The sequence below is a fragment of the Chromobacterium sp. ASV23 genome (genome assembly GCF_016428945.1).
In the GTDB taxonomy this organism is placed as follows: Bacteria; Pseudomonadota; Gammaproteobacteria; order Burkholderiales; family Chromobacteriaceae; genus Chromobacterium; species Chromobacterium sinusclupearum.
This window is the reverse complement of the sequence record NZ_JAELTR010000025.1, coordinates 1-26,261: the sequence shown is the minus strand read 5'-3', so window position 1 is coordinate 26,261 and position 26,261 is coordinate 1. Positions and strand designations below refer to the sequence as shown.

At 62.4% G+C, this 26,261-nt stretch carries 19 protein-coding genes; 14 read left to right on the top strand and 5 right to left on the bottom strand.

The window, feature by feature from the left end; genetic code table 11:
• Window positions 1-14 precede the first annotated feature (14 nt).
• The 5 genes from pilB to JHD59_RS11795 form a co-directional block, all read right to left on the bottom strand.
• Window positions 15-1,721: a type IV-A pilus assembly ATPase PilB gene (pilB, locus tag JHD59_RS11815; protein ID WP_199154388.1), complete on the bottom strand. Its 1,707-nt coding sequence runs from the start codon at window positions 1,719-1,721 to the stop codon at window positions 15-17.
• Window positions 1,722-1,908: 187 nt separating this feature from the next.
• The gene (locus tag JHD59_RS11810; RefSeq protein WP_199154387.1) at window positions 1,909-3,126 is read right to left on the bottom strand and encodes a porin; all 1,218 of its coding nucleotides are present in this window, start codon (window positions 3,124-3,126) and stop codon (window positions 1,909-1,911) included.
• Between the two features lie 16 nt (window positions 3,127-3,142).
• On the bottom strand, window positions 3,143-3,481 hold the full coding sequence (locus JHD59_RS11805) for a hypothetical protein (protein ID WP_146042035.1): 339 nt from the start codon (window positions 3,479-3,481) through the stop codon (window positions 3,143-3,145).
• Between the two features lie 34 nt (window positions 3,482-3,515).
• Window positions 3,516-3,824, bottom strand: coding sequence for a ComEA family DNA-binding protein (locus tag JHD59_RS11800; protein WP_199154386.1), 309 nt, complete (start codon window positions 3,822-3,824; stop codon window positions 3,516-3,518).
• Window positions 3,825-3,882: 58 nt separating this feature from the next.
• Window positions 3,883-4,704: an inner membrane protein YpjD gene (locus JHD59_RS11795; protein WP_103316481.1), complete on the bottom strand. Its 822-nt coding sequence runs from the start codon at window positions 4,702-4,704 to the stop codon at window positions 3,883-3,885.
• A gap of 113 nt (window positions 4,705-4,817) precedes the next feature.
• On the opposite strand from JHD59_RS11795, the gene ffh reads away from it, so the two are divergent.
• The 14 genes from ffh to JHD59_RS11725 all read left to right on the top strand — a co-directional run.
• Window positions 4,818-6,173, top strand: a complete 1,356-nt coding sequence (gene ffh / locus JHD59_RS11790) for a signal recognition particle protein (protein WP_103316479.1) — start codon at window positions 4,818-4,820, stop codon at window positions 6,171-6,173.
• 284 nt (window positions 6,174-6,457) lie between these two features.
• Entirely contained in the window at window positions 6,458-7,828 is a 1,371-nt protein-coding gene (purB, locus tag JHD59_RS11785) for an adenylosuccinate lyase (protein ID WP_199154385.1), read from the top strand.
• A 261-nt stretch (window positions 7,829-8,089) separates the two neighbouring features.
• Window positions 8,090-10,249 carry a hypothetical protein gene (locus JHD59_RS11780; RefSeq protein ID WP_103316476.1) on the top strand — a complete coding sequence of 720 codons (2,160 nt, stop codon included), beginning with the start codon at window positions 8,090-8,092 and terminating at the stop codon, window positions 10,247-10,249.
• Window positions 10,250-10,557: 308 nt separating this feature from the next.
• Complete coding sequence (locus tag JHD59_RS11775) at window positions 10,558-13,749, top strand: efflux RND transporter permease subunit (RefSeq protein ID WP_199154384.1); 3,192 nt, start codon at window positions 10,558-10,560, stop codon at window positions 13,747-13,749.
• Between the two features lies 1 nt (window position 13,750).
• Window positions 13,751-14,911 (top strand): efflux RND transporter periplasmic adaptor subunit, encoded by a 1,161-nt coding sequence (locus JHD59_RS11770; protein WP_199154383.1) that lies wholly within the window; start codon window positions 13,751-13,753, stop codon window positions 14,909-14,911.
• Between the two features lie 4 nt (window positions 14,912-14,915).
• Window positions 14,916-16,337: an efflux transporter outer membrane subunit gene (locus tag JHD59_RS11765; protein ID WP_199154382.1), complete on the top strand. Its 1,422-nt coding sequence runs from the start codon at window positions 14,916-14,918 to the stop codon at window positions 16,335-16,337.
• A 304-nt stretch (window positions 16,338-16,641) separates the two neighbouring features.
• On the top strand, window positions 16,642-19,698 hold the full coding sequence (fdnG, locus tag JHD59_RS11760) for a formate dehydrogenase-N subunit alpha (protein WP_199154381.1): 3,057 nt from the start codon (window positions 16,642-16,644) through the stop codon (window positions 19,696-19,698).
• Window positions 19,699-19,710: 12 nt separating this feature from the next.
• Window positions 19,711-20,598, top strand: a complete 888-nt coding sequence (fdxH, locus tag JHD59_RS11755) for a formate dehydrogenase subunit beta (protein WP_103317844.1) — start codon at window positions 19,711-19,713, stop codon at window positions 20,596-20,598.
• Window positions 20,595-21,212, top strand: a complete 618-nt coding sequence (locus JHD59_RS11750; RefSeq protein WP_043621945.1) for a formate dehydrogenase subunit gamma — start codon at window positions 20,595-20,597, stop codon at window positions 21,210-21,212. Before fdxH ends, JHD59_RS11750 begins: the two co-directional genes overlap by 4 nt.
• A 434-nt stretch (window positions 21,213-21,646) precedes the next feature.
• A complete protein-coding gene (gene fdhE, locus JHD59_RS11745; RefSeq protein ID WP_199154380.1) occupies window positions 21,647-22,543 on the top strand; it encodes a formate dehydrogenase accessory protein FdhE in 897 nt (298 codons plus the stop codon).
• Window positions 22,544-22,606: 63 nt separating this feature from the next.
• Window positions 22,607-23,326, top strand: coding sequence for a two-component system response regulator RstA (rstA, locus tag JHD59_RS11740; protein WP_043622070.1), 720 nt, complete (start codon window positions 22,607-22,609; stop codon window positions 23,324-23,326).
• Between the two features lie 6 nt (window positions 23,327-23,332).
• Window positions 23,333-24,607: a two-component system sensor histidine kinase RstB gene (rstB, locus tag JHD59_RS11735; protein ID WP_199154379.1), complete on the top strand. Its 1,275-nt coding sequence runs from the start codon at window positions 23,333-23,335 to the stop codon at window positions 24,605-24,607.
• Window positions 24,608-24,740: 133 nt separating this feature from the next.
• Window positions 24,741-25,631 carry a hypothetical protein gene (locus tag JHD59_RS11730; protein ID WP_146042094.1) on the top strand — a complete coding sequence of 297 codons (891 nt, stop codon included), beginning with the start codon at window positions 24,741-24,743 and terminating at the stop codon, window positions 25,629-25,631.
• Between the two features lie 89 nt (window positions 25,632-25,720).
• Window positions 25,721-26,261 (top strand): serine protease (locus tag JHD59_RS11725; protein WP_199154378.1); only part of this gene is annotated, 541 nt, incomplete at its 3' end.

The window sequence follows — 26,261 nt, the reverse complement described above, 5'->3', positions numbered from 1 at the left end:
CGCTTTTCGCCTGCTCAGTCGTTGGTGACCGCTTCGATTTCCGCCAGCGAAGTGACGCCGCGCTTCACCTTCAGCAAGCCTGACTGCCGCAGGTTCAGCATGCCCTCTTTCTTCGCCAGATCGGCGATATCGACCGCCGTGCCGTTCTTCATGATCAAGCGCGTCATGGCGTCGCTGATCGGCATCACTTCATAAATCCCCACCCGCCCCTTGTAGCCGGTGTTACGGCACTCTTCGCAACCGACCGGGCCGTAGGGTTGCCAGCTGCCGTCCAGCTCGGCCTTGGCAAAACCCGCGCGCAGCAGCGCTTCTTCCGGAATTTCCAGCGGCTTCTTGCAATGCGCGCATAGCCGACGCGCCAGCCGCTGCGCCATGATGAGCAACACCGAGCTGGCGATATTGAACGGCGCCACCCCCATATTCAGCAGGCGGGTCAGCGTGGCGGGCGCGTTATTGGTGTGCAGCGTGGAAAATACCATATGACCGGTCTGCGCGGCCTTGATGGCGATGTCGGCGGTTTCGAAATCGCGGATTTCGCCCACCATCAGCACGTCCGGGTCCTGCCGCAGGAAGGCGCGCAGGGCGGAAGCGAAGGTCAGCCCGGCCTTCTCGTTGACGTTGACCTGATTGATGCCCGGCAGGTTGATTTCCACCGGGTCCTCCGCGGTGGAAATATTGGTATCCGGCTTGTTCAGGATATTCAGACAGGTATACAACGACACGGTCTTGCCGCTGCCGGTCGGCCCGGTCACCAGCACCATGCCATAGGGCCGCGCGATGGTGTCCAGCAGTTGTTGCTTCTGCTCCGGTTCGAAGCCTAACTGTTCAATGTCCAATGATGCCGACGAGGAATCCAGAATCCGCATCACGATCTTTTCGCCATACAGCGTGGGCAGCGTGCTGACGCGGAAGTCGATGGCGCGCGTCTTGGAAATGACCAGTTTCAGCCGACCGTCCTGCGGCACGCGTTTCTCGGAGATATCGAGCTTGGAGATCACCTTGATGCGCGAGGCGATCTTTTCCTTCAGGATCAGCGGCGGCTGCGCCACCTCCTTCAGCACCCCGTCCACCCGGTAGCGGATGCGATAGTACTTTTCATAAGGTTCGAAGTGGATGTCCGACGCGCCCACACCTATGCCGTCCAGCAGCATCTTGTGGATGAACTTGACCACCGGCGCGTCATCCACCTCCATTTGCGGACTGGCTTCGGATGGCGCGTCCGGATCGCCAAACTCCAAATCGCCGAAGTCCTCGCCTTCCAGTTCCTTCAAGGCCGCCGCCGGGCTGTCCTGATAACGCCCCACCAGCTTGGACAGCTTGTCGTCCTCTACCACCACGATTTCCACCGTCAAGCCGGTCTTGAAGGTGATCGCATGATAGGCGGAGGTCTGGGTCGGATCGGAGGTACCGATATACAATTTGTTGCCGCGCTTCAGCAAAGGCAGCAGGCGCCGGCTGGTTATCAGCTCATCGTCCACCAGCCCCTTGGGCAATTGCTCGGTATCCAGCGCCGCCATATCCAGCAGCGGGTAACCAAAAACGCGGGAAGCAAAAACGGCCGCATCGCGGGCGCTCATCTTCTTGCTGAGTATCAGCTGTTCGACAAAGCTGATATGCGAGGCGGCAGCGTGCTTTTGAATCGCCTCCGCATCCTGCTGCAACAGCATATTATGCTGAACCAAGGCCCGTCCGAGGCCGGAAATCCCTGCCGTAGCTTCCATATAGAAATTGATCCAGTTCTGACTTTTGCGCCGCTATCCGCTGCGGGTGGTGACGATATTATATGCATAATCGGCGGAAGCCCCAGAACAAATCATCAGTCTGCCTGAGCAGCTCAGGAAAAACCCGCCAGAACATAAAAAAGGACTGCCGAAGCAGTCCTTTTTACAAGCCTGAATGATGTTTGGCTTAGAAGTTGTGGATGACGCCCAAGCCGAAGGAACTTTCGTTTTGCGCGCCTTGAGTCTTCCAATTCACATGGCCGTAAGAAGTGTAAATCTCGGTACGCTTGGACAAGGCATAATCCAGACCCAACACCCACTGGTCGTAACCAGTATTAGTCAGATCGCCATAACCAGAGACATTCACATTATATCCCTTAGCGTAGCTCAAATAAGGGGTCAAAGCACCAAAGGTGTAACCACCGGTCAGCGCGATTTCACGCGAACGTGCCTTATACAGACCGCTTGCGAGACTACCAGCACCTGCATTGTCGCTATTGAAACCAGCAGCGTTAGCAGAGAGCTGATTTATGTTGTAGAACACACCAGGGTCCGAAATCGCGGTTACAACATTCACACCAGCAGAATTCTTACCCGTTGTGACGTCAAGATAACCAGTGGCTTGCTGGAAACCAAACGCAAGATAAATATTATTAGCGTTGTAGCCACCTTCAAAGCGGTGCCAGTCGCTCAGGGTGCCCAATTTGTCTGCGTCACCCCAAGTTCCGTAGTTGTACTTACCGAAGAAGCCGGAGTTTTCGTAGCTCAAACCCAAGTTGAAGAACTGGTTGTTGGTTGTGGAGCCTGTATTGGCCGGCACCTTTTCACGCGCCTCATCAGCCGCCCACAGAGCAGAAAAGCTGAAACCACCCCAGTTGGCGCTATCATAGCGGACTGCGTTGTTGTGACGCCCATCGATACGGGTAAACATTGCCAAGCCACCAACGCTAGGGGCAGAATTTCCTACACCACCATTGTTACTGTAGTGACCTGGGTCAACCTGTTCCATGTCCGAGTTGGCATAGTCTGACAGCTTACCAAGGCGCACCTTCCCCCAGCTATCGCCAGCGAAGCCAACAAAACTGTCCCGGGTAGCCAGCGTACCGGAACCACTGCCCGTAGTGGCACTGCCGTCGACATTTAAGCGGCTTTCCACCTGCCAAATCGCCTTCAGACCATTGCCGACATCCTCAGAGCCCTTGAAGCCAATCTTGGAAACCCAGTCATTGACTTCGGTGCGAGATTGCAAGGAACCGGCTTGCAAGTTGCCATTAAATGAAGTGGTATTGGCATTGTAGGTTTTAAGGGACTCAATGCCGCCGGCGATGGTACCGTAGATGGTCACATCCGCCATGGCGGCGGCTGGCAGGGCGGCCAGTGCCAAAGCGATGAGCTTCTTGTTCATTGCAGATCCTTTCAAGTCAGTTGATTTTGTCCTGTTGACTCATCGGCTTAGGCCGCTGGCCCGGACATTTATGTGCCGACGGTATATTCCGCCGGTCGCTGTTGCCAATATAAGACTGGCGTTGCGAAAAAACAAAGATCAACCGATTCAGGGCCTGCAAAATTACCAAAAAAACAACATCATCATCCGCAAACTCTTGATAGGAAAGCCATTCACGTAAGCGCAATGCATCAAGTTGTGCGGTTAAGAAACAACATCCCTGCTCTGTTGTGAATTTTTTACAACACAATTCAGCCAGCAGGCGCAGCACCATACATGCAAAAACCGCCAACCGTTGCCGGATGGCAGTTCCCATGCAAGCCGCCGCGCCCAAGACGCGGAAACCAGCGCTATTTCGCGGCCGGTTTCGCCGCCGGTTTCGCCGCCGGCTTGGCCGCAGGCGCGGCGCCGCCGACCACCAAATCCTTGCGCAGCTTGTCCAACGTCTTGTCGCCGATGCCGGAGACTTTTTTCAGATCATCCACCGTCTTGAACGGCCCGTTCTTGGTGCGGTAATCGACAATGGCCTTGGCTTTGGCCGGGCCGATGCCGTTCAAAGCCTCCAGTTGCTGGGGCGTGGCGGTATTCAGATTGACGGCCGCCCAGGCGAAATTGCACGACAGCAACAGGCTGGCCAACACAGCAAACCACTTCTTCATGGCGAACTCCTTGATGGAAGGTGTCTTGCAAATGGGTCTTGATTCCATGACATGCAGCTTATGCGCGCTGCAGGATCAATTCTAAGACCACTTTGCTGCCCACGTATGCCAGCATCAAGGACAGGAAGCCGGCCAAGGCCCAGCGTATCGCCACTCGGCCGCGCCAGCCTTTCAGGCGCCGGCCTATCAGCAATCCGGCAAAGATCAGCCACGACAGCACGCCGAACACCGTCTTGTGCGTCAGCGCCGCGGCCTTGCCGAAAACCTCTTCCGAAAACACCACCCCGGTCAGCAAGGTCACCGTCAACAGCAGAAAACCGACGGCGATCACCTGGAACATCATGGTTTCCAGCGTCAGCAACGGCGGCAGCTGCTTGGCCAGCAGCGACACCCTGCGGTGATGCAGCGCGCGCTCCAGCAGTAGCATCAACACCGCGATCAGCGCGCCGATGGCGAACAGGCTGTAGGCCAGCATGGACACCAGAATATGCAGCACAAAGGCCGGATTGGACAGATCGCTGACCATGTGGCGGCCCGGGAAGGCGACGGCGAAAGCCAGCGCGCCCATCGCCAGCGGCATCATGAACAACTGCAGCCCTTCCACCTTGTAGAAGAAGCTGCAGGTCCAATAGATCAGCAGCATGATCCACACCATCACGCTCAAGGCGTGGCCGACGCCCAGCGACAATCCGCCGCTGACGCTGAGCGGCGTCACCACCACCACGGCCTGCACCAGCAGCAGCACGCCCAGCAGGCTGTGCTCCATGCGCGGATTGCGCGGCCAGCGGGCCACGCCCTTCCAGTTGGCCAGGTAATGCCAGGTGAAGGCGCCATAGGACAGGATCAGAAACAGGGTCAAAACGAGCAGGAGGCTGGTCATATATAAGGTGTGTGATCAAATCCGGGCGCTTACCCGGCGGCTCGTGATAAAATCGACAGTTTGAGAGTCTACACCAAGCTGCCTAATCGTTGGCAGAGAGTAAGGACAGCACCATGCTAGACAACCTGACCAGCCGCCTGTCCGGCGTGATGAAAACCTTGCGCGGCAACGCGCGGCTGACCGAATCGAATATCCAGGACGCGATGCGCGAAGTGCGCATGGCGCTGCTGGAAGCCGACGTGGCCTTGCCCGTCGTCAAAACCTTCATCGCCCAGGTGAAGGAGCGCGCGCTGGGCCAGGACGTGATGGGCAGCCTGACGCCGGGCCAAGCCCTGGTGGGCGTGGTCAACGAAGAGCTCATCAAGCTGATGGGCGAGAAGAACGACGAGCTGAACCTGGCCGCCGTGCCGCCGGCCATCGTGCTGATGGCCGGCCTGCAAGGCGCGGGTAAAACCACCACCGTCGGCAAACTGGCCAAAAGGCTGAAGGAAACCCAGAAGAAGAAGGTGCTGGTGGTATCGGCCGACGTCTACCGTCCCGCCGCCATCGAGCAGCTGAAGCTGTTGGCCTCGCAAGTCGGCGTCGAATGGTTCCCGTCCGATGTGTCGCAAAAGCCGGTGGACATCGCTCGCGCGGCGATCGACCACGCGCGCCGCCACTTCTTCGACGTGCTGCTGGTGGATACCGCCGGCCGCCTGGCCATCGACGAAGCGATGATGGACGAGATCAAGGCGCTGCACGCCGCGATCAATCCGATTGAAACGCTGTTCGTGGTGGACGCGATGCAGGGCCAGGACGCGGTGAACACCGCCAAGGCCTTCAATGAAGCGCTGCCGCTGACCGGCGTGATCCTGACCAAGATGGACGGCGATTCGCGCGGCGGCGCCGCGCTGTCGGTGCGCCACGTTACCGGCAAACCCATCAAGTTCATCGGCGTAGGCGAAAAAGTCACCGGCATCGAACCGTTCCACCCGGACCGCATCGCCAGCCGCATTTTGGGCATGGGCGACGTGCTGTCCCTGATCGAAGAAGTCCAAAAGGGCATCGATCAGAAGGAAGCCGAGGTGATGGCCAAGAAGCTGAAGTCCGGCAAAGGTTTCGACCTGGAGGACTTCAAGGCCCAGATGCAGCAGATGAAGAAGATGGGCGGCATGGCCAATCTGCTGGAAAAGATGCCTGGCCAGCTGGGTCAGATGGCGCAAGGCATCCAGGGCGCGGAGGCGGAGAAATCCATGCGCCGCATCGAGGGCATCATCAACTCGATGACGCCGACCGAGCGCCGCAAGCCGGAGCTGATCAAGGCCAGCCGCAAGCGCCGCATCGCCGCGGGTTCCGGCGTGACGGTGCAGGAAGTGAACCGCCTGCTGAATCAATTCGAGCAGATGCAGAAGATGATGAAGCAGTTCTCGTCCAAGGGCGGGATGATGAAGCTGATGCGAGGCATGAAGGGCATGATGCCCGGCATGTAAGCCAAAACAACGGGCGCCAGTCGCCCGTTTGTTTTGAGATAAAGACAAGCCGCCGGCAAGGCGGCGTCGAAGCGCTACAGTGATTAAGAGCCGATAACAAAATCTCATCGCCCACCTCAGCCCAGGCGCGCCGACGCAGACAGCACGCGTCGCGCGGCCAGCGGGCGCAAGGCAGGATCGGGAGTTTTGTTAGCGGCGCCAAGGGATCGAACCGGCGTCGCCGCCGGAGCCGTTAGTACCGCAACCCGCCGTTGTTTGGCAAACCACGTTTGGAAATACCCCGCATGAATCTGACTACGTTGACCGCTCTGAGCCCGCTGGATGGCCGCTACGCCGGCCAGGTCGAGGCCCTGCGCAACCTGTTCTCCGAATTCGGTTTGATGAAGTGCCGCGTCAAAGTGGAACTGGAATGGCTGAAGATGCTGGCCGCCGAGCCGGGCATCGAGGAAGTCAAACCGTTCTCCGAGGCCACCATTCGCGAGATCGACGACGTGATCGCCAACTTCAGCGTCGAGCACGGCGAAGAGGTCAAGGCGATCGAGGTCCGCACCAATCACGACGTCAAGGCCATCGAGTACTGGCTGAAGGAACGTCTGTCCGGCAATCCGGAAGTGATGGCCGCCAGCGAGTTCATCCACTTCGCCTGCACCTCCGAGGACATCAACAACCTCAGCCACGCCCTGATGCTGAAGGCCGCGCGCAACACCGTGCTGCTGCCGACGCTGGACGAGGTCATCCACAAGCTGCAGAAGCTGGCCCACGAACTGGCCGCCGTGCCGATGATGTGCCGCACCCACGGCCAGCCGGCCACGCCGTCCACCATGGGCAAGGAACTGGCCAATGTGGTGTACCGGCTGAAGCGCCAGCGCGAGCAACTGGTGCATCAGGAAGTCCTGGGCAAGATCAATGGCGCGGTCGGCAACTACAACGCCCATCTGGCGGCCTACCCGGACATCGACTGGGAAAGCCTGTGCGGCCGCTTTGTCACGGGCCTGGGCCTGACATTCAACCCGTACACCATCCAGATCGAGCCGCACGATTACATGGCCGAGCTGTACCAGGTGATGAGCCGCATCAACACCATCCTGATCGACCTGAACCGCGACGTGTGGGGCTACATCTCGCTGGGCTACTTCAAGCAGAAGGTGAAGAAGGACGAAGTGGGTAGCTCCACCATGCCGCACAAGGTCAACCCGATCGACTTCGAGAACGCCGAAGGCAACCTGGGCATGGCCAACGCCATCATGGGCCATCTGGCGGAAAAGCTGCCGGTATCCCGCTGGCAGCGCGACCTGACCGACTCCACCGTGCTGCGCAATATGGGCGTGGGCTTCGGCTACACCCTGCTCGGCCTGAAGTCTTGCCTGAAGGGCCTGAACAAGCTGGAGATCAACCCGGCGCAGATCGCCGCCGAACTGGACGCCTCCTGGGAGCTGCTGGCCGAGCCGGTGCAAACCGTCATGCGCCGCCATGGCATCGCCAATCCGTACGAGCAGCTCAAAGAGCTGACCCGCGGCAAGGGCGGCATCACCCGCGAAACGCTGCATGCCTTCATCAAGAGCCTGGAACTGCCGGAAGCGGTCAAGGCCAGCCTGCTGGAACTGACGCCTGGCAACTATCTGGGCAAGGCAGAAGAACTGGCGCGCCGCGTCTGATCCGGCCGATTGATCCGTCCTGCACGCCGCCCCCAGGGGCGGCGTTTTGCATTTCACCCGATCTTTATCGCCAAATTTGCGGCAACTTCGCCGCAAAAGCCATGCCGCTGTCGCATGCCAAGCAGAATTTAGTGGTCAAAAAGCCGTTTGCCCACGACAATGGAGTGTGAATAAGACCAGAATATCAGCTGCTGCAAATTGGAAACGCGGTTCTGTTCCCGCGAGACCGCCCGGACAAGGGTAAACCTTGAATGAGAATGGATGATCATGCAATCAATGTACGACCAATCCTCGAATCCCCCGGCAAGCGATGACGAAGTCGCCGCCATCCCGCAGCCGTCGTCCCCCCGTCAGCTGCTGCAACTGAACGAGCGCGTCCAGTCGGGGCTGTACCAATACTTCATCGAGCACGACACCAATCGCATCCTGCAGCATCTGGACACGCTGCGTGGCATGGCTTTCGCCCGCGAGATCGAAGACGACGAAGGCGCCCATGTGGAGCGTCCGTTCCCGTCGGTCTGCCTGATCGGCCTGGGCCGATGCGGCTCCAATATCGCGCTGGACGTGGCGACGCTGGTCTACAACGCGCGCCGCTTCTACATGAATGAATTCTCGGGCGACGAAAAAACCCCGCCGGAGCAGGAACAGCGCCCGCGCAAGTGGATACGCCGCAATCTGCTGTCGCAGCACAAGACCGCCAAGCCGGCCTTCCTGATCGAACCCATGGTGATGCTGGGCGACCTGGACAAGGACATCAAGGGCCGCATCCGCTTCTCGCGCCGCGGCGAGCAGAGCGATTTCTTCAGCAATTACAACAAGATGAAGATCATGGACCTGGCCGAGGTCCATGCCGGCGGCGCCGGCAACGCCCCCATCCTGGGCCAGTACCTGGCCAAGATCATCCTGAACAAGGACACGGTCAGCTTTTCCGACCCGGAATGGGCGCTGATCCACTCCTACCTGATGGACTCCTGCGGCATCAAGGCCAACCAGTCGCGGCTGTACTTCTACATCTTCAGCGCCGGCGGCGGCACCGGCTCCGGCATGGCCTCGGAATTCGGCCTGGCTCAGCAGTACGCCTACATGAGCAAGACCTTCGAGACCCGCAACGACGACAAGCCGGGCCAGGTCGACGATTACGGCTTCGTGTTCGAGCCCATCTTCACCAGCGGCATCTGCATTCTGCCGAATATCTCCGGCCAGCATGCCGAAGGCTCCGAGGCGCTGCACATCAACGCCGGCCGCCTGCTGTGCAAATACCTGGCTGAGGAGTGGGACTTCTCCTACAACTTCGTCAACGAGGAAGCCGGCGCCGAGAGCGTGATGCGCCGCATCCGGCCGTGGAACGCGATGATGCTGATCTCCAACGACATCATGCGCTACGCCGAAGAGAGCGAAGGCGGCAATATCGAGCACCTCGACGTCAACGCGATGGAGCGCCACGCCAACCAGTACATCTCGCAGCAGATCTTCAACATTCTGACCGCGCAGGCCGTCACCAGCGATTACGACGAGAACTACTTCCTGCGCGCCGGCATCGACATGGGCGAGACGATACGGCTGGACGCCAACGACCTGTTCATGAGCCTGGCCGGCCCGGTAGCGGTGGCCTACGCCGAATCGGTCGTCAGCGACCCGCTGGGCTCGGACGGCTTCGTCAACAAGCTGGACATCGACGATCTGTTCTTCCGCTCCATCGACCTGCCCCACTTCAACCAGCAGACGCAGGCGATCGAGGGCATCAGCCTGCTGCCGATCGAATGCGAAAGCTATCGAGCGGCGCTGGAAGAGTACAAGCAGTCCGGCTACGCGGCGGAAAAGCTGAACCAGCTGTTCTTCTTCCAGAACTGCTCGTCGGTGGTGGCCATCCTGTCGCTGCCCAAGGGCTACAAGCTGTCCTACCTGGACTTGAACCGGCTGAAGCGCCACCTGAACGACCTGTTCCCCAGCACCACGCTGAAGCGCTACGCGCTGGTCATCGGCGCCTCCACCAACCTGTCCTTGACTACCCTGGTGGCCAAGAGCCCGTGCTTGAGCGATGACTTCCTGACGCTGATCGTCGCCTACATCAAGCGCTGCTTCGCCCATGGCAACCACCGCTTCGACGACAGTCTGGACAATGTCATTCTGGATCTGATCACCTCGGACACTTTCGACGAGACGCTGCTGGAAAAGCTGCTGAACGACTACGAGAACCCGGCCAAGATCCTGGACACCAACTGGTTCGCCATCAAGCCGATGTACGAGAAGAAGTACCGCGAGCTGATCCGCGACAACAAGAAGTTCGTGTCGATCAACGACATCCGGCTGACTCGCGAGCATGTGCAAAAAGCGGTGTGCTACCTGCGCGAGATCTACCGCCATCGCATCGGCAAAACCCGCGTCGTTTCGCTCAACCGCTACGCGCGCAAAAAGTCCTGACACGCCGCGCCGCCCTCAAACAGCCCTCCCATCCGGAGGGCTGTTTTCATTGCGTTTATGCACGCTAGAACTTTTTTTCACGCTTCGCGTCACTTGCCGTCAACGGTATGGTCTCTTGACCAGTTAATGCAGTTTGGATGATTGGCTCCGCCGGCCTTGCTGGCAGCAATCCTTAACAAAAACCGCACGGCATCGCCGTGCAATCCTGCCACAGAACATCCCAAACCTGGCATAAGCTGCAAAGACGGCGCGCATCATGGCGTGCCCGCCGCGACCGCGCGCCAACCTAGCGAGGCAAGCCGTACCCTATGTGGATTGTCGAAACGGCCCTGAAACGGCCCTATACCTTCATCGTGATGGCTATCGTCATCCTGCTGGCCACGCCGCTGGCCATCATGCGCACGCCTGTCGACGTGCTGCCGGAGATCGACATCCCGGTGATCAGCGTGATCTGGGGCTATGGCGGCCTGGCGCCGCAGCAGATGGCGGACCGCATCACCCAGACCCACGAACGCGTGCTGACCACCACGGTCAACGACATCGAGCACATCGAGTCGCAGTCGCTGGCCGGCATTGCCATCATCAAGATCTTCTTCCAGCCCAACGTCAACATCCAGACCGCCATCGCCCAGGTGGTGTCGGTTTCGCAGGCGGTGGTGAAGCAGATGCCGCCGGGCGCCACGCCGCCCTTGATCATCAAGTACACCGCGTCCAGCGTGCCGGTGATCCAGGTAGGCCTGTCCAGCAAAACGCTGTCGGAACAGGATGTGTTCGACACCGCCATCAACACCATGCGGCCGCAGCTGGTGACGATACCAGGCATCGCCATCACCTACCCTTACGGCGGCAAGATACGCCTGCTGTCGGTGGATCTGGACAGCCGCGCCATCGCCGCCCATGGCCTGACGCCGACCGACGTGGTCAACGCGGTCAACGCGCAGAACCTGGCGCTGCCTTCCGGCACCGCCAAGATAGGCGGCACCGAATACGATGTGGAGCTGAACGGCTCGCCGGACACCCTCGCCGGCCTCAACGACATTCCGGTGAAAACCGCCGACGGCGCGACGGTATTTCTGCGCGAGGTGGCGCACGTGCGCGACGGCTTCTCGCCGCAGACCAATATCGTCAAGCAAAACGGCCAGCGCGGCCTGATGATGTCGATCTACAAAAACGGCGGCGCCTCCACGCTGGACGTGGTGAACCACCTGAAGGAAAAGCTGCCGGGCCTGCTGCCCTTGCTGCCTAAGGACCTGCACGTCGGTCTGCTGGCCGACCAGTCCATTTTCGTGAAAACAGCCGTGCAAGGGGTGATCCATGAGGCCCTCGTCGCCGCACTGCTGACCGCGGTGATGCTGCTGCTGTTCCTCGGCAACTGGCGCACCACCTCCATCATCGCCATCTCCATTCCGCTGTCCATTTTCGCGTCCATCGTCGCGCTGCACATGATAGGCGAGACCATCAATGTGATGACGCTGGGCGGCCTGGCGCTGGCGGTGGGCATCCTGGTGGACGACGCCACGGTGACGATAGAAAACATCGAACGCCACCTGCACATGGGCTCGCCGCTGTACACCGCCATCCTGGACGGCGCCGGCGAGATCGCCATCCCGGCCTTCGTCTCCACGCTGTGCATCTGCATCGTGTTCGTGCCGATGTTCTTCCTGGAAGGCGTGGCGCGCTATCTGTTCGTGCCGATGGCCGAGGCGGTGGTGTTCGCCATGCTGGCCTCCTACGTGCTGTCGCGGACCCTGGTGCCGACGCTGGCGCTACTGCTGATGGGACACCAGCATCGCCAGGGCCGCATCGCGGCGGCCATCCACCGCGTGCATGAACGGTTCAACGCGCGCTTCGAGCGGCTGCGCGAAGTCTATGTGCATCTGCTCAGCCACCTGCTGACCCGCCGCAAGGCCTTCATCGCCGTCTTCCTGGGCTTCTGCCTGGCCTCCTGCGGACTGTATTTGCTGCTGGGCCGCGACCTGTTCCCGGAAGTGGATACCGGCCAGATCAAGCTGCACGTGCGCGCGCCCACCGGCATCCGCATCGAGGATACCGCGGCGCTGGCAGATCAGGTGGACGCGGAGATCCGCAAGATCATCCCGCCGCAGGATCTGGACTCCATCATCGACAACATCGGTCTGCCGTATAGCGGCATCAACCTGTCGTACAGCAATTCCGGCACCATAGGCACGCTGGACTCCGATGTGCTGATCTCGCTGAAGCCCGATCACAAGCCCAGCGCGGACTACATCGCCGCCCTGCCCAAACGGCTGGAAAGCCGCTTCCCCGGCGTGGAGTTCTTCTTCCAACCGGCAGACATCATCACGCAGATCCTGAACTTCGGCGCCCCCGCGCCCATCGATGTGCAGATTTTCGGCAAGGACCTGAAGCAAAACGCCGCCTACGCCGGCCGACTGCTGCGCCGCATCCAGGCGATACCCGGCGCCGCCGACGTCCACATCCACCAACGGCTGGACGCGCCAGCCATCCAGTTGACGATGGACCGGCCGCGGCTGCAGGGCATGGGCATCGCCCCGCTGGACGTCGCCCAGAACTTGCTGCTGCCCTTGTCCGGCAGCCAGCAGACTCAACCGGCGTTCTGGCTGAATCCGAACAATCACATCGTCTATAACCTGCAGGCGCAGACCCCGCAATACCGCATCGACTCGCTAGACCAGCTGCTCAAGCTGCCGGTCAACGCGCCGGGCAACCATGGAATGGGCGCCCAGACCCTGGCCAATCTGGTGCGCGCCTCTCCGGGCCGTACCCCCGCCATCGTCACCCGCTACAACATCCTGCCGTCGATCGACGTCTACGCCAGCGCGCGCGGCCGCGACCTGGGCTCGGTGGCCGCGGACATCCAGAAGGCCATCAACGAAGAACAGGCCCAGCTGCCCAAAGGCAGCCATGTCGGCATGCGCGGCCAGGTGGAGACCATGCGCTCTTCCTACCTGGGCCTGGGCGTCGGCATTCTCGGCGCCATCGTGCTGGTCTACCTGCTGATCGTAGTGAATTTCCAGTCCTGGCTGGACCCGTTCATCATCATCAGCGCATTGCCCGCGGCGCTGGCCGGCATCGCCTGGATGCTGATCGTCACCGGCACCAACCTCTCCGTGCCGGCGCTGACCGGCGCCATCATGACCATGGGGGTGGCCACCGCCAACAGTATTCTGGTGGTGTCCTTCGCGCGCCAGCGCATGCGGGAAGGACTGCCGCCGCTGTCCGCCGCGCTGGAAGCCGGCGCCACCCGGCTGCGCCCGGTGCTGATGACGGCGCTGGCCATGATCATCGGCATGATTCCGATGGCCATCGGCATCGGCGAAGGCTCCGAGCAGAACGCCCCGCTCGGCCGCGCCGTGATCGGCGGCCTGATGTTCGCCACCGTGTCCACGCTGCTGTTCGTGCCGGTGGTATTCGCCTCCTTCCACCGCTATCTGGAAAAACGCAAACAAGGCGCGACTGGCGCGGCCGACAACGCCGCCCCTTCCGCACAGGACGCATGACATGACTGAGCCACGCCACGGCCATCAGGGCCTGCCCGAACTACATCTGCACCACGCCCGCCGCGGCGCGGTGGCGCGCAAGGCGCGCATCGCCGCTGTCGTCGCCATTGGCCTGCTGCTGGCGGGGCTGGGCCGCACGCTGCTGGTGCGCCACGCCAATGCCGAAGCGCTGGCCAAGGAGGCCGAACGCCACGCGGTGCTCACCGTCAGCGTCGTCACCCCCACCCGCGGCCGCGGCGATGCCAAGCTGACGCTGCCTGCCACGCTGCAAGGCATCGCCGAGGCGCAGATCTACGCCCGCACCAGCGGCTACATCAAGCGCTGGCACAAAGACATCGGCCAGCCAGTGAAAAAAGGCGAGCTGCTGGCGGAACTGGACATCCCGGATGTGGACAAGCAGGCGCAGCAAGCCCAGGCCAACTTCGCGCTGGCGAAAACCGCTTACCTGCGCTGGAAAACGCTGCGCGCTCAGGACGCGGTGTCGCAGCAGGAATTCGACGAGAAGGAAAGCGCCTACAAGCAAGCCGACGCCGAACTGAAACGGCTGCGCGATCTGCAGGACTTCGCCCGCGTCGTCGCGCCGTTCGACGGCATCGTCACCCGCCGCAACATCGATACCGGCAGCCTGGTCAATGCCGGCAACGGCGGCACGCCGCAGGCGCTGTTCGCCGTCGCCCAGATCGACAAGCTGCACCTGTACGCCTATGTGCCGCAGGCCAATGCCGCCGCCATCCGCGTCGGCCAGACCGTGGACATCGCGCGCCAGGAAGCGCCGGGCCAGCCGGTCAAGGGCAAGGTGGCGCGCACCGCCGGCGCCATCGATCCCGCCACCCGCACCCTGCAGGTGGAAGTGTCCATTCCCAACGCCGACCACGGCCTGCTGCCGGGCCAATACGTGGATGCCACCTTCCGCCTGCCCAAGGGCGACGCGCTGACGCTGCCCACCAATACGCTGCAGTTCAACGCCAAGGGCAGCCGCGTGGCGCTGGTCGGACCGGACAACAAGGTCCACCTGCAGCCGGTGGCGGTGGGCACCGACTACGGCCATGAGGTGGAAATCCGCGCCGGGCTGAAGCCCGACGACAAGGTGATCATCAATCCGCCAGATTCGATCAATGACGGCCAGCCGGTGGCCATCGTCGCCCCTTTGAAGGAGGAATAAGGTCATGCGCGCGCTGCCCCTGCTGATTGCCGCCGCGCTGGCCGGCTGCGCCGCCGTCGGCCCAGACTACCAGCGTCCGGCGACGGCGCTGCCGGCGCAATGGAAAACCGACGGCGACTGGCGCCCCGCCGCCCCGACCGACGCGTTGTCCAAGCGCGAATGGTGGAAACTGTTCCACGATGCCGGCCTCGACCGGCTGGAAGCGGACGCGCTGGCCCATAGCCCGACGCTGCAACAGGCGCTGGCCAAACTCGATCAGGCCGAGGCGCAAAGCCGCATCCACGGCGCCGCCGCGCTGCCGTCGGCCAGCCTGGGCCTGGCCGCGTCGCGCGGCCGCCTATCCGCCGATCGGCCGCTGTCGAGCTACGGGGCCAGCAACGCCAGCACGGTGCAGAGCGACCTGAAACCCATGCTCAGCGTCAGTTACGAAGTGGACTGGCTGGGCCGGGTGCGCCGCGACATCGAAAGCGCGCGCGCCAGCGCCGAGCAGGCCGCCGCCGACCGCGCCAATGTGGAACTGCTGCTGACCGCCCAACTCGCCGCCGTCTATCTGCAATTGCGCCAGCAGGACGAGGAAATCCGGCTGCTGGACAGCATGCTGGAGGCCCAGCAACGCGTGCTGGAGCTGACCCGCATCCGTCACCAGGCAGGCCTCGCTTCCGCCGCCGACGAGGAACAACAGGCCGCGTCCGTGGCCGCCAGCCGCGCCCAGCGGGAACTGCTGCTGAATCAGCGCCGCGGCAACGAGGACTTGCTGGCCACGCTGAGCGGCACGCCGGCCCCCGCCTTTCACCTGGACGCCGGCGCCCTGCCCACCGCGCTGCCGCCGGTCCCAGGCGGCGCGCCCAGCGATCTGCTGCAGCGCCGCCCCGATATCGCCTCCGCCGAGCGGGCGATGGCCGCGGCCAATGCCCAGATCGGCGTGGCCAAAGCCGCCTATTTTCCGCAGCTGATGCTGACGCCGGCCTATCTGGGCAGCGAATCCACCGGCCTCACCCATCTGTTCTCCACGCCGGCGCTGATCTGGGGCATAGGGCTGCAGGCAACGCAGACGCTGTTCGACAACGGCAAGACTGCCGCCACGGTGGACTATGCCCAGGCAGGCTACCGCGCCGCCCTGGCCGGCTACCGCCAAACCGTGCTGCAGGCGGCGCAGGAAGCGCAGGATGCCCTGAGCACGCTGCACGGACTGGATGAAGCGCGCCGGCTCCAGGCCGAGGCGGTACGCAACCAGGACCAAGCCTACGCCATCAGCCAGCTGCGCCATCGCGAGGGCCTGGACAGCGCGCTGACGCTGGCCGCCGCCCGGCAAAGCCAACTGGCGGCGCACAGAACCCTGGCGCAATTGCATGGCGGCCAATTGCTGGCCAATGTCAGCCTGCTCAAGGCGCTAGGCGGCGGCTGGCAAGCCGACATCCGCCGCTGATAGTCAAAATCCATACCCTGCAAATCGTAATAAAACTGCTACAAATAACTGGACAGGCCGGTTGGGGGCATCCACGCCAGGCCAGCCGGTTTGCCGTAGCGGCCTGGCCATTTCTCTTCTCTTCAGTCAACGCCCCAATCTGTACGGCACCGACCAGCGGCGCCGCCTTCGCAAATCCCTGTCAATAAGGTGGTCATTATCGACATCGCGGAGTAGCATAAAAAAATAAGCCAATCGACAAAGTTATCAGTTTTGGATATTCCCCAGCGATTTGCTGGCGCGAATGTCCCGGAGGAGATGGACGATGGAAGTCACCCGACGCCAGCTGTTCAAGCTGACCGCGGCGCAGCTGGGCGCCTCCAGCCTGGTCGCCATGGGTTTCGCGCCGCAGCAGGCGCTGGCGGAAGTGCGCCAGTTCAAACTGCTGGGCGCGCGCGAGACCCGCAACACCTGTACCTACTGTTCCGTCGGCTGCGGCCTGATCCTGTACGGCCTGGGCGACGGCGCCAAAAACGCCTTCGGCGAGATCTACCACATCGAGGGCGATCCGGACCATCCGGTCAGCCGCGGCTCGCTCTGCCCCAAGGGCGCCGGCCTGCTGGATTTCATCCACAGCCCCAAGCGGCTGAAATATCCGGAAGTGCGCGAACCCGGCAGCAATGAATGGAAACGCATCAGCTGGGACGAGGCCATCCAGCGCATCGCCCGGCTGATGAAGGACGACCGCGACGCGCACATCGTGGAAAAAAACGCCGCCGGCGTGCCGGTCAACCGCTGGCTGTCCACCGCCATGCTGACCGCGTCGGCCGGCTCCAACGAAACCGGCATCATCTCGCAGAAATTCATCCGCAGCCTGGGCATCGTCGCCACCGACGCCCAGGCCCGCGTCTGCCACGGCCCGACCGTGTCGGCGCTGGCGTCCACCTTTGGCCGCGGCGCGATGACCAATAGCTGGGTGGACATCAAGAACGCCGACTTCATCCTGGTGATGGGCGGCAACGCCGCCGAGGCGCATCCGGTGGGCTTCAAGTGGGCGATCGAGGCCAAGAAGACGCGCGGCACCCGGCTGATCGTGGTCGATCCGCGCTACAACCGCACCGCCTCGGTGTCCGACCTCTACCTGCCGATCCGCGTCGGCACCGACATCGCCTTCCTGGGCGGCGTCATCAACTGGCTGATCAAGAACGACAAGATACAGTGGGACTACGTCAAGGCCTACACCAACGCGTCGCTGATCGTGCGCGAGGATTACCACTTCGACGAAGGCCTGTTCTCCGGCTTCGACGCCGCCAAGAGCAAGTACGACAAGAGCAGCTGGAACTACGAGCTGGGCGACGACGGCTACGCCAAGACCGACCCCACGCTGCAACACCCGCGCAGTGTCTGGCAGCTGATGAAACAGCACTACGCCCGTTACACGCCGGAAGTGGTCAACAATATCTGCGGCACGCCGGTGGACGGTTTCCTTCAAGTCTGCAAGGAACTGGGCGAAACCGCCCGCCCGGACAAAGCCGGCACCATTCTGTACGCGCTGGGCTGGACCCAGCACACCACCGGCGCGCAGAACATCCGCACCATGGCGATGATCCAGCTCTTGCTCGGCAACATCGGCATGCCCGGCGGCGGCGTCAACGCGCTGCGCGGCCACTCCAACATCCAGGGCCTATCCGACCTGGGCCTCTTGTCCACCAGCCTGCCCGGCTACCTGACGCTGCCGAATGAAGCCGACCATCCGGACCTGGCCACTTACCTCGCCAAGACCACGCCGAAAACGCTGCAGCCCAATCAGTTCAACTACTGGAGCAATACGCCGAAGTTCTTCGTCAGCCTGATGAAATGGATGTGGGGCGACAACGCCGGCAAGGACAATGATTGGGGCTACAACTGGCTGCCCAAGTGGGACAAGATGTACGACGTGCTGCACATGACCGAGCTGATGTACCAGGGCAAGATGAACGGCTTCATCGTGCAGGGCTTCAATCCGCTGGCCAGCTTCCCCGACGCCGCCAAGGTGACCGAGGCCTTCTCCAAACTCAAGTACATGGTGATCATCGACCCGATCGCCACCGAGACCTCCACCTTCTGGCAGAACCACGGCGAAGCGCACGACGTCGACCCGGCCAAGATCCAAACCGAGGTGTTCCGGCTGCCGTCCACCTGTTTCGCCGAGGAGGACGGCTCCATCGTCAACTCCGCGCGCTGGCTGCAATGGCACTGGAAAGGCGCGGAACCGCCGGGCCAGGCGCGCGGCGACAACGAGATCATCGGCGAGTTATTCGTCGCCATCCGCGACCTTTACCGCAAGGAAGGCGGCAAGCTGGCCGATCCTATCCTGAAAGTGAACTGGAACTACCGCAACCCCAAGGCCCCGACGCCGAGCGAACTGGCGATGGAAATGAACGGTAAGGCGCTGGCCGACCTGCCGGACCCGGCCGACCCGTCCAAGGTGCTGGTCAAGAAAGGCGAGCAGCTGCCCGGCTTCGCCGTGCTGCAGGACGATGGCCGCACCGCCTGCGCCTGTTGGATCTTCTCCGGCTGCTGGCCGCAGGCCGGCAACCAGATGGCGCGCCGCGACAACACCGACACCGGCCTCGGCAACACGCCGGGCTGGTCATGGTCGTGGCCGGCCAACCGCCGCATCCTGTACAACCGCGCCTCCTGCGACCCGTCCGGCAAACCGTGGGACCCGAAGCGCAAGCTGATCAGCTGGAACGGCGAAAAATGGGTGGGCGGCGACGTGCCGGACTTCAAGGCCGATGCCGCGCCGGACTCCGGCATGCTGCCCTTCATCATGAACCCCGAAGGCGTGGGCCGGCTGTTCTGCGCCGACAAGCTGGTGGACGGCCCGTTTCCTGAGCACTACGAGCCGATGGAAAGCCCGATCGGCACCAATCCGCTGCATCCTAAAGTCGTCTCCAGCCCGGCGGTGCGGCTGTTCGACAGCGACAAGAAGCGGCTGGGCACCCACCATGACTTCCCCTATGTCGGCACCACCTACCGGCTGACCGAACACTTCCAGTTCTGGACCAAATCGGTGCTGCTGAACGCCATCGCCCAGCCCGAGCAGTTCGTCGAAATCGGCGAAGCCTTGGCCCGCGAAAAAGGCATCGTCCAGGGCGACATGGTCAGGGTCAGCTCCAACCGAGGCTTCGTCAAAGCCAAGGCGGTGGTGACCAAGCGGCTGATGCCGCTGAAGGTCAACGGCCAGACCGTGCACCAGATCGGCATCCCGCTGCACTGGGGCTGGGAGGGCGTGGCGCGGCCGGGTTATCTGACCAACTCGCTGCCGCCGGCCGTGGGCGACTGCAATACGCAGACGCCAGAGTACAAGGCCTTCCTGGTCAAACTGGAAAAACTATAAGGAGCTCCGGCCATGCCATTGCAATCATTGGACATCAACCGCCGCTCCGCCAGCCCGACCGAAAGCCCCAAGGTCCGCAAAACGCTGGAAGTGGCCAAACTGATCGACACCTCCACCTGCATAGGCTGCAAGGCCTGCCAGGTGGCCTGTTCCGAGTGGAACGACATCCGCGAGGAGGTCGGCCACAACATCGGCGTCTACGACAACCCCACCGACCTCACGGCCAAGGCATGGACCGTGATGCGCTTTGCCGAGGAGGAAAGCAACGGCAAACTGGAATGGCTGATCCGCAAGGATGGCTGCATGCACTGCGCCGATCCGGGCTGCCTGAAAGCCTGCCCGTCGCCGGGCGCCATCGTGCAGTACAGCAACGGCATCGTCGATTTCCATCAGGAAAACTGCATAGGCTGCGGCTACTGCATCGCCGGCTGTCCGTTCAACATCCCGCGCATCAGCAAGGAAGACAACAAGGCCTACAAATGCACGCTGTGTTCGGACCGCGTCGCCGTGGGCCTGGAGCCGGCCTGCGTCAAGACCTGTCCCACCGGGGCCATACAGTTCGGCTCCAAGGAAGACATGAAGGAAGTGGCGGCGGAACGGGTGGCGGACTTGCAGCGGCGCGGTTATCAAAACGCCGGCCTGTACGACCCGCCAGGCGTGGGCGGCACCCACGTCATGTACGTGCTGCACCACGCCGACAAGCCGGAACAGTACTCCGGCCTGCCCCACAACCCCGAGATCAGTCCCACCGTGCAGCTGTGGAAGGGCTGGCTCAAACCGCTGGCGACGATAGGCATCGCCGCCGCCGGCCTGTTCGGCTTCCTGCATTACATCACCGTCGGCCCCAACCGCGCCGAGGAAGACGATGAAACGGCGCCGCACGAGGAGGACAAGCCATGAAGGAAAAACTGCTGCAACGCTATAGCGCGGCGGAACGGATCAACCACTGGATCGTGGCCATCTGTTTCATCCTGCTGGCGCTATCCGGCCTGGCCCTGTTCTACCCGGCCTTCTTCTGGCTGACCGGCGTGTTCGGCACGCCGCAGCTGGCGCGCATGGTCCATCCCTTCGTCGGCGTGCTGATGTTCCTGGGCTTCTTCCGCCAGTTCTTCCGCTACTGGCGGCGCAACCTGATCAATGGCCAGGACATCCAGTGGATGCTGTCGGTCAAAGAAGTGCTGCGCGGCCATGAGACCGTTGAGGTGGGCAAGTACAACGGCGGCCAGAAGGCGATGTTCTGGATCATGACCCTGTGCGTGGCCGTCATGCTGGTCACCGGCATCATCGCCTGGCGCCAGTACTTTTCCGACTACTTCCCTATCCCGGTGATCCGGCTGGCGCTGCTGCTGCACGCCTGGGCCGCCACGGCGCTGATCGCCAGCATCATCGTCCACATCTATGCCGCCTTGTGGGTGAAAGGCACGATACGTGCCATGGTGGAGGGCGTGGTCACCCACGCCTGGGCCAAGAAGCATCATCCGGGCTGGTATAAGGAAATGACGGGGAAAAAGTAGCAAGGCTTTGTGTCCGCTGCGCGGACGATATTGAGTTGCCAGTTCCAGCCGGCAAACGGGAAAGGGGGCTGCGCGGCCAGCCCCCTATCGCTGAGCGAATCAGAGATTCGCTAGCAGACATAAGCGAGCGTCGAAACCTCGGCTTGCGCTGCAGGGGAAACCGGACCCATTGATTCGATCCTAACGTCCGGGGCTGTTGATGTTTGCTGTGAGGATCGCGTTTGAGCTACGCCAAACCCGCAGGGCCGGGCGCCTTTCGCGCCGACTCTTCGTTGTTCCGCGCTGGCAGAGAATGACTATGCGGCGCGCGAAACGCCTCGATTCGGCGCAAAATGCATCCCGGCGCGACCCTCAGCAAACGTCAACAGCCCCTAGCGAATGCACGTTTTCGGCACTTTGAATTTCAAAATAACCTTCAAACCTCGACCGCCACCATGACATCCACCCACCCCATCCTCCCAGCAGAACAAATCCGCGCCGGCCACGCCCCCTTGCTGAGCCTACCGGTGCTAAGGCCGCCGGCCGATCTGTTCGCCCGCCGCGCCGCCCGGCTACGCCAATTGGCCGATGGCCATGCCATGGCAGATTTCCTGCGGCTGTGCGCCACGCTATGCGACCGGCAGCAAACGTTGCTGGACGCCGCCGCCGCGCCCTCGCTCGCGCCGGAATGGCTCGCCACCCTGTTGCGGCAGCTGGCGGAAGGACTCTCCGGCCAATTGCCCGCGCCGGCGCAAACCGCGCTGGATCAGCTGACGTCACTCCCGCCGGCCGCCTTGCAGACTGTTGCGTCGGCTTTAAGCGAAGGGGCCATCAACGACGACGCGCCTCTGGCGGCGCTGCCGTTGCTGGGCGCCGCGCTGCAGGTGCAATACACCGCATATCATCGCGCCCGGCCGTTGCCGCAACCGGATCATCAGACAGAGCGCTGTCCGTGCTGCGGCGGCCTGCCGCTGGCTTCGGTGCTGACGCGCGGCGACAGCGGCCATGCCCAACGCCACGCGCTGTGCGCCTTATGCGGCCATGCCTGGCCGGTGGGCCGCGTGCGTTGCCTGGGCTGCGGCAATAGCCGCGATCTGCGCTACTACTCGCTGGCGCCTCAGGATTACGAACCGCCGGAACCCGACCATCAGCGGCCGCACCAGACGCGCGGCGCGCAGGAGGTGGAAGCCTGCGGCGAATGCCATGGCGCGCTGAAGCAGGTATCGCTGCTGCAGGACCCGGACGCCGAGGCCGGCGCCGACGATCTGGCCAGCCTGGCGCTGGACCTGCTGGCCGGCGAAGCCGGCTACGCCCGCCTCGGCTTCAACCCGCTGTTCCTGCCCGGCACTTGAGCCCGGCAGCCGGCCGCGCCATACTTGCCGGCAATTCGCTCAATCAATGGTATGGACGCACGCATGACTCATCGCATCGTATTTGTCGAGGACGACGCAGACCTGGCCGAGTTGATCAAGGATTTCCTGGATCGCCATGAAATGGAAGTGGTGATCGAACCGCGCGGCGATACCGCGCTGGACACCATCGCCCGCGAGCAGCCTGACATGGTGCTGCTGGACATCATGCTGCCGGGCAAGGACGGCCTGTCCATCTGCCGCGAGCTGCGCCCCAAATTCGACGGCCCCATCATCATGCTGACTTCGCTGGACAGCGATATGAACCAGATCCTGGGTTTGGAACTGGGCGCCAACGACTACATCCTGAAAACCACCCCGCCTTCGGTGCTGGTGGCGCGGCTGCGCGCGCAGTTGCGCAATCTGCGCCCGGCCCAGCCCGCGGCGGAGGCTCAGCAGGGCAAGGGCGGCTCGCGCAAGGTGGTGTTCGGCCAATTATCCATCGATCCGGTCAGCCGCGACGTGGTATTGGCCGGCGAAAAGATTCCGCTGTCCACCTCGGACTTTGACCTGTTGTGGCTGCTGGCCAGCCACGCCGGCGAAACACTGAACCGCGATATCCTGTTGAAGGAAATGCGCGGCGTCAGCTACGACGGCCTGGACCGCAGCATAGACGTGGCCATTTCCCGGCTGCGCAAGAAGCTGGGCGACAACCCCAGCGAGCCGTTCCGCATCAAGACCGTGCGCAACCGCGGCTATCTGTTCTCGCTGTCCGGCTGGGAGTAAGCGCGGATGCGCCGTCTTTTCGTCCAGTTCTACCTGCTGCTGATGGCCTGCTTCCTGGTGGCCGTCATCATGGTCGGCCTGGTGTACAAGCAAGCGTCCAACGAGAAGGGCGAACGCTACCTGGCCGACCTGCTGCGCACCACGCTGTCGCTGATCGAGGCCGATCTGCGCGGCGTGCCGGAGGACCGCTGGAGCGAAACCCTGGCCAACTCCGACTACGGCTTCACCTTCCGCGTCAAAGTCGAGAAAATGAGCAACTACATCCTGGACGACGAATCGCGCCAGGCGCTGGACCGCGGCGAAATCGTGATGCTGGAGGACAAGTATCTGTTCCTGCAAAAGCTGCAGGACAGCAACTACCTGCTGGTGGCGGGCCCGCTGCGTTATCTGTTCTTCCTGCACCAACTCAAATGGGTGGACTACGCGCTGCTCGCACTGCTGGGCCTGTCGCTGGCGATACCGGTATTCCTGTGGATGCGCCCCCACTGGCGCGATCTGGTGGCGCTGGAGCGCGCCTCCGGCAAGCTGGCCAACGGCGACCTCACCGCCCGCGTCAATCTGCCGCCGCACTCCGGCGTCCACCATCTTGGCGTCGCCTTCAACCACATGGCCGACAACATCGCCACCCTGATCAACAGCAAGAAGACGCTGACCAATGCCGTGGCGCACGAGCTGCGCACGCCGTTGGCGCGCCTGCGCTACCGGCTGGCCTTGCTGGACGGCGACGAGGACACGCCGGAGCGGCAGGCGATAGAACGCGACCTCAACGCCATCGACAAGCTGGTGGAAGAGCTGCTGTTCCACGCCCGCCTGGATCGTCCCGAAGCGCCGCTGAAGCTGAGCAGCTTCAACGCCATTCCGTGGGCGCGCGAGCGCATCGCCGGCCAGGCGGCGCTGGCGCAGGAAATCCACTGGATCGAGCCGGTGGGCGAAACGCTGGACATCACCGCCGATGAACACCTGATCACCCGCGCGCTGGATAATCTGTTGTCCAACGCCCGCCGCCACGCCGGCTCCATCGTCGCCACGCACATCCTGATCGACAAGCAGCAGTTCTGCATCATCGTCGACGACGATGGCCCGGGCATTCCCGACGAAGACCGCGAACGCGTGTTCGACCCCTTCGTCCGGCTGGACGAGAGCCGCGGCCGCAAGACGGGCGGCCATGGGCTGGGCCTCGCCATCGTCGCCGGCATCGCCCGCGCCCACCACGGCAGCGTGGCGGTGGAGCGCTCCCCGCTCGGCGGCGCGCGCTTTCTGCTGAAGTGGCCAGTCGCCTGATGTACATTTTGTAACATTGAGATACAAGCATCCCCTAGACGCCCCGGGCTTGCCACCGCTAGCATCACGCCCTGAATTAGGACTATTTCATGTCCGTTTCAACCCAATCCAAAGAAACTTAGGAGTTTCGTAAATGAAAAAGCTGGCTCTGCTCGCCCTGACCGCTGCTTTCAGCCTGGCCTCCGCTAACGGCTTCGCCGCTGAAAAAGCTGCTGCTTCCGCTCCGGCCATCCACAAGGCCAAGAAAGTTGAAAAGAAAAAAGTAGCTTCCGCTGCTCAGAAGGCTCAAGCCGCCAAGGCCGAAGCTTCCGCTCCGAAGGCCAAGAAGGCTCACAAGCACCACGCCAAGAAGGACGCTTCCGCAGCTCAGAAGGCTCAAGCCGCTAAGGCCGACGCTTCCGCTCCGAAGGCCAAGAAGGCTCACAAGCACGCTGCCAAGAAGCACGAAGCTTCCGCTCAAAAGGCTCAAGCCGCTAAGGCCGACGCCTCCGCTCCGAAGGCCAAGAAGGCCAAGAAGCACGCTGTAAAGAAAGAAGCTTCCGCTCAGAAGGCTCAAGCCGCTAAGGCCGACGCTTCCGCTCCGAAGGCCAAGAAGGCCAAGAAGCACGCCGCCAAGAAAGAAGCTTCCGCTCAGAAGGCTCAAGCCGCCAAGGCCGACGCTTCCGCTCCGGTAGCCAAGAAGTCCCACAAGCACCACGCTAAGAAGCACGCTGCCAAGAAAGAAGCTTCCGCCGCTCAAAAGGCTCAAGCCGCTAAGGCCGACGCCTCCGCTCCGAAGGCCAAGAAGGCTCACAAGCACGCTGCCAAGAAAGAAGCTTCCGCTCAGAAGGCTCAAGCCGCTAAGGCCGACGCTTCCGCTCCGGTAGCCAAGAAGTCCCACAAGCACCACGCCAAGAAGCACGCTGCGAAGAAAGAAGCTTCCGCTGCTCAAAAGGCTCAAGCCGCTAAAGCCGACGCTTCCGCTCCGGCCAAGAAGGCTCACAAGCACGCTGCCAAGAAAGCCGCTGCTTCCGCTGCCAAGTAATCATGGCGCGAATGCCGCGGCTTCTCGCTTAGCGGCATAGCAAGATACGGGGCGCTCTGCGCCCCGTTTTTATTTCTGGTGCCCGCGCGATGAAACTCACCCGCCTTTTCCTCTGCCTCGTCCTGATCCCCGCGGTGTCCCATGCCGCGCCGCTGAGCCGCGAACACAAGATTCTGTTTTTCGGCAAAGACGATCGCGTGTTGACCAAGCCAAACAAGATGCCATGGCAGGCCGTCGGCCAGCTGGAAACCCGCTCGCAGAATATCTGCACCGGCACGCTGGTGGCGCCGGATGTGGTGCTGACCGCCGGACACTGCTTCCTGGACGACAAGGGCCGGATGGATAAGGCAATCAGCTTCACCGTCGGCTTATGGGGGAACGAGTACGAAGAGCAGAGCCGCATCACCGATGTCTACGTGGACAAGGCTTTTCTGAAAGGGCTGATCCGCCGCAAGGATGGCGTCTACATCCCGCCGGCTATCGCCCCGCGCGATTTCGCCTTCGTCCGCCTGGCCAAGGCGCTGGGTGTGCAGCAAGGCGTGATTCCGGTCTTCGCCGGCAACAGCGCGCAACTGAAGCAGCTGCTGGACGAACGCAAATGGACCATCACCCAGGGCGGCTATCCGGTGG

What these genes read in the sequence shown, in the direction of transcription:
- JHD59_RS11795 (WP_103316481.1), bottom strand. Translation starts at nt 4,704, where the DNA reads ATGACCAGCCTCCTGCTCGTTTTGACCCTGTTTCTGATCCTGTCCTAT.
- JHD59_RS11765 (WP_199154382.1), top strand. Translation starts at nt 14,916, where the DNA reads ATGCGCGCGCTGCCCCTGCTGATTGCCGCCGCGCTGGCCGGCTGCGCC.
- JHD59_RS11730 (WP_146042094.1), top strand. Translation starts at nt 24,741, where the DNA reads ATGAAAAAGCTGGCTCTGCTCGCCCTGACCGCTGCTTTCAGCCTGGCC.
- fdnG (WP_199154381.1), top strand. Translation starts at nt 16,642, where the DNA reads ATGGAAGTCACCCGACGCCAGCTGTTCAAGCTGACCGCGGCGCAGCTG.
- fdhE (WP_199154380.1), top strand. Translation starts at nt 21,647, where the DNA reads ATGACATCCACCCACCCCATCCTCCCAGCAGAACAAATCCGCGCCGGC.
- rstB (WP_199154379.1), top strand. Translation starts at nt 23,333, where the DNA reads ATGCGCCGTCTTTTCGTCCAGTTCTACCTGCTGCTGATGGCCTGCTTC.
- pilB (WP_199154388.1), bottom strand. Translation starts at nt 1,721, where the DNA reads ATGGAAGCTACGGCAGGGATTTCCGGCCTCGGACGGGCCTTGGTTCAG.
- fdxH (WP_103317844.1), top strand. Translation starts at nt 19,711, where the DNA reads ATGCCATTGCAATCATTGGACATCAACCGCCGCTCCGCCAGCCCGACC.
- JHD59_RS11810 (WP_199154387.1), bottom strand. Translation starts at nt 3,126, where the DNA reads ATGAACAAGAAGCTCATCGCTTTGGCACTGGCCGCCCTGCCAGCCGCC.
- purB (WP_199154385.1), top strand. Translation starts at nt 6,458, where the DNA reads ATGAATCTGACTACGTTGACCGCTCTGAGCCCGCTGGATGGCCGCTAC.
- JHD59_RS11770 (WP_199154383.1), top strand. Translation starts at nt 13,751, where the DNA reads ATGACTGAGCCACGCCACGGCCATCAGGGCCTGCCCGAACTACATCTG.
- JHD59_RS11750 (WP_043621945.1), top strand. Translation starts at nt 20,595, where the DNA reads ATGAAGGAAAAACTGCTGCAACGCTATAGCGCGGCGGAACGGATCAAC.
- JHD59_RS11805 (WP_146042035.1), bottom strand. Translation starts at nt 3,481, where the DNA reads ATGGGAACTGCCATCCGGCAACGGTTGGCGGTTTTTGCATGTATGGTG.
- ffh (WP_103316479.1), top strand. Translation starts at nt 4,818, where the DNA reads ATGCTAGACAACCTGACCAGCCGCCTGTCCGGCGTGATGAAAACCTTG.
- rstA (WP_043622070.1), top strand. Translation starts at nt 22,607, where the DNA reads ATGACTCATCGCATCGTATTTGTCGAGGACGACGCAGACCTGGCCGAG.
- JHD59_RS11775 (WP_199154384.1), top strand. Translation starts at nt 10,558, where the DNA reads ATGTGGATTGTCGAAACGGCCCTGAAACGGCCCTATACCTTCATCGTG.
- JHD59_RS11800 (WP_199154386.1), bottom strand. Translation starts at nt 3,824, where the DNA reads ATGAAGAAGTGGTTTGCTGTGTTGGCCAGCCTGTTGCTGTCGTGCAAT.
- JHD59_RS11780 (WP_103316476.1), top strand. Translation starts at nt 8,090, where the DNA reads ATGATCATGCAATCAATGTACGACCAATCCTCGAATCCCCCGGCAAGC.